Raw genomic sequence first — 3,191 nt, 5'->3', positions numbered from 1 at the left:
GGACGCTGGCTTGGCTTTGAGCCCTGCCTGCGTATCCTCGCGCGCGCCATGGTTCCCGCTTCGAGTCCCGCCGCCCTTGCTTCCCCTCCCACCGCCGTGCCCGGTCTGTCCGCGGTGCCCGCACCCCAGCCCGAGCCGTCCACCCGGTGGTTGGTGGGCCTGCTGCTCCTGGCGGCGCTCCTGCCCCGGTTGGGGGTGTTCTTCATCAACGAGAACCTCTTCGGGGACGCGGTGGTGCGCACGGAGCTGGCGGAGCGGTGGCTGGCCGACCCCCACGTCATCACGTCCTACAAGGACGGCACGTACCAGTTCGGGCCCCTGCACCTGTACCTGGTGGGCGCGGTGCTGTCGGTGTTCGAGCGCGACGTGGCGGGCCGGCTGGTGAGCCTGTTGTTCGGGGTGGCGTCGGTGGTGCCGCTGTTCGCGCTGACGCGGCGGCTGTTCGGCTGGCGCGCGGGCGTGGCCGCGGGGCTCGCCTTCAGCGCGTGGGGCATGCACCTGCAGTTCTCCACCACCGCGGGCAGCGAGTCGGTGTCGCTCTTCTTCATGCTGGCGGTGTTCGCGCTGGTGGCGGAAGGGGTGGAGGAGAACCGCTTCCAGCCGCTGTTCTGGGGCGCGGTGCTGCTCAACTTCGCGTGCGCGCTCCGCTACGACGCGTGGATGTACATCCCGCTCATCACGGTGGCGCTGGTGTTCAGCAGCGAGGACCGGGTGGCGTCCCTGACGCGCGCGGTGGGCTTTGGCCTGGTGTGCCTGCCGTTCCCGCTGTTGTGGATGCAGGGCAACGAGCTGGCGCACGGCGACCCGTTTTTCCCCATCAAGGCGGTGGAGGACTTCCACAAGCAGTGGGTGTCCGACTCCGGCGGGGCGGGGGGCGCGCTGGGCTGGCGGCTGCAGCAGCTGGGGTTCTGGCCCGCGGTGGCGCTCTTCACGCTGACGCCCGGCGTGGCGCTCCTGGGCGGGGTGGGCATGGTGCGCGCGTGGAAGAAGCACCCGGAGACGCGCTGGCTGGTGGTGATGGCGGTGGTGCCCACGCTGTACTTCACCCTGCGCGCGGCGGTGCTCTTGAACTTCGTGCCCCTGGCCCGCTTCACGGTGACGCAGCTGGTGCTCCTGCCCGTGTTCATGGCGCCGGGCCTGGCGGCGCTGGTGGGAAACAAGGGGGCATTCGCGCGCCGCGCGGTGGTGGGCGTGAGCGCGGTGCTGGCGGTGGTGATGCCGGTGGCGCTGGGCATCTACACGTTCCGCACCGAGGGCGGGCTGCATGACTCGCTGCGCCCGGTGAGCCCCACGTCCACGAACCCCGTGGCGGTGATGCAGGTGGCGCGCTACCTCAAGGAGGAGGTGGCGGCGAAGGGCGGCGCGGCGGCCATCGACGATGATCCGCGCTACATGGACCTGCAGGTGGCCTTCTTCTCCACGCTGCCGGAGATGCGCATGGCGCGCGTGCGCTGGGACACCTTCCGCCAGCGCCTGGCGGACGCGCGGCCGGAGGTGCTGGTGCGCTTCGACGGCGGCAAGCTGGTGAAGGACCCCGGCGTGAAGCTGGACGGGCGCACGCTGACGCTCGACGGCGTGGCGTACCAGGAGCAGGACGGCTTCCTGGCGCCGCTGCACGTGTACCGGCGCCAGCCGTAGTCCGTCAGGGCCTCCCGGAGGCGCTGCTTCAGCCCTCCGGGTCGTAGTTGTCGTCGTAGCCGTCGGCGTCCTTGGGGCGGTGCGCGTCCAGCCAGCCCTGCAGGATGAACTGCGCGGCGAGCTGATCGATGACCTCCCGCCGCTTCTCCCGGCGCACGTCCGCCTCCAGGAGGGTGCGCTGGGCGGCCACGGTGGACAGCCGCTCGTCCCACAGCTCCACGGGCAGTCCCGTCGCGCTCTCCAGCACCTGCGCGAACTTGCGCGAGGCCTCCGCGCGGGGCCCCTCCGTGCCGTTCATGTTGAGGGGCAGCCCCAGGACGAAGCGCGTCACCTCGTGCTCCTTCACGAGCCGGGACAGCTCCGCCAGGTCCCCCTTGAGCGACGTGCGCCGCACGGTGGTGACCGCCTGGGCGGTGAGCCCCAGTCCATCCGAGACGGCCACCCCGATGGTCTTGGTGCCGTAGTCGAGCCCGAAGGTGCGCATGGGCGCGGGACTCTAGCCGCAATCCTCCGCGACGGACCGACCCGTCCGTGGGTGGGGACGCGGACGGCGGACCCCGTGGGCCAACCCCGCGTTTCGACTCGCCCCGCGCGCCGGGCCGCCCGGCACCGCCGCTGCAATGCCCGTCCGCGTCCGAAGAGACGGCGCGCGGCACCTGGCAGCACCCACTTCAACCCGTCGCGCGGGAGTATCGATGCTCGACATCCTGAAAGGCGTGGCGAACCTGCTGGGCGGTCCGATGACCGCCGTGGCCGACCTGGCGGGGGACGCCCTGGGGCTTCCCCCCGTCCTCACGAACTCCATCAAGACGGCCGCGGGGGTGATGAGCGGCAACGTGATGATGGCGGCCAGCGGCGCGCTGGGCGTGGCGGACGAGCTGAAGAAGAACCCGTCCGCGAAGACGGAGTACTGCGCGCCGCGGGACGCGGCGAAGGCGGGCGCGGGCTACGCGAGCTCCGCTTCGCCGGGCGCTTCGCAGGCGGGTGGCACCGCCGGGAGCCGCAGCCCGCTGGACCCCAAGCTGCTGGACTACGCGGACTCGCTGCGCACGCTGGAGGCGAACTTCGGCTACCTGGACCTGCTGGACGGCAAGAGGGACGGCTCGCTGTCGCACGCGGACCTCCAGCGCATCTCGCAGGACAAGAACGTGTCGCCCTCGCTCCGGGACGCGGCGAGGTTCCTCGTCGACAACCGCGCCTTCTTCGAACAGGTGGACACGGCGAAGAAGAGCCTCCTGACGCTGAAGATGCCGGGCCTGAACGATGACCGCATCGAGCTGATGGGCCTCCAGCAGGAGTCCAAGCGGCTGGCCGCGGAGTTCGCGAAGTACGGGCGCCCGGAGCGGCCGGGCCGACCGCCTCCTTCGCCGTCGGACTGCGCGCCCCCGCCGTCGGACTGCGCGCCGCCCACCACCGGCGGTGGCTCCCGGCCGCGGCCGGGAAGCGGGGCAGGGAGGCCGGGCTCGGACGGCACGGGGCGGCCGGGCAGCGGCACGGGGGGCACGGACGGTGGCGTGTCGGGCCGGCCGGGCCAGGGCGGCGGAAGCACGGGG

At 72.3% G+C, this 3,191-nt stretch carries 2 protein-coding genes and 1 pseudogene; 2 read left to right on the top strand and 1 reads right to left on the bottom strand.

Annotated features, from left to right (window positions below):
- A partial coding sequence (locus tag D7W82_RS39020) for a glycosyltransferase family 39 protein (protein WP_233588202.1) occupies positions 1–1,638 on the top strand: 1,638 nt, incomplete at its 5' end.
- Positions 1,639–1,666: 28 nt separating this feature from the next.
- Here D7W82_RS39020 and ruvX read toward each other — a convergent pair.
- Positions 1,667–2,122 (bottom strand): Holliday junction resolvase RuvX, encoded by a 456-nt coding sequence (gene ruvX, locus D7W82_RS39015; protein ID WP_120623098.1) that lies wholly within the window; start codon positions 2,120–2,122, stop codon positions 1,667–1,669.
- 211 nt (positions 2,123–2,333) lie between these two features.
- Here ruvX and D7W82_RS39010 point away from each other — a divergent pair.
- Positions 2,334–3,191, top strand: a pseudogene (locus D7W82_RS39010) (hypothetical protein); the annotation flags it as partial.

Source organism: Corallococcus sp. CA049B, from assembly GCF_003611685.1.
Lineage (GTDB): Bacteria > Myxococcota > Myxococcia > Myxococcales > Myxococcaceae > Corallococcus > Corallococcus coralloides.
Note: the sequence above shows the minus strand (reverse complement) of the source record. Positions and strands in the feature narration are given on the sequence as shown.

Coding starts and splice junctions, on each gene's coding strand:
- ruvX (WP_120623098.1), bottom strand. CDS start 2,122: ATGCGCACCTTCGGGCTCGACTACGGCACCAAGACCATCGGGGTGGCC.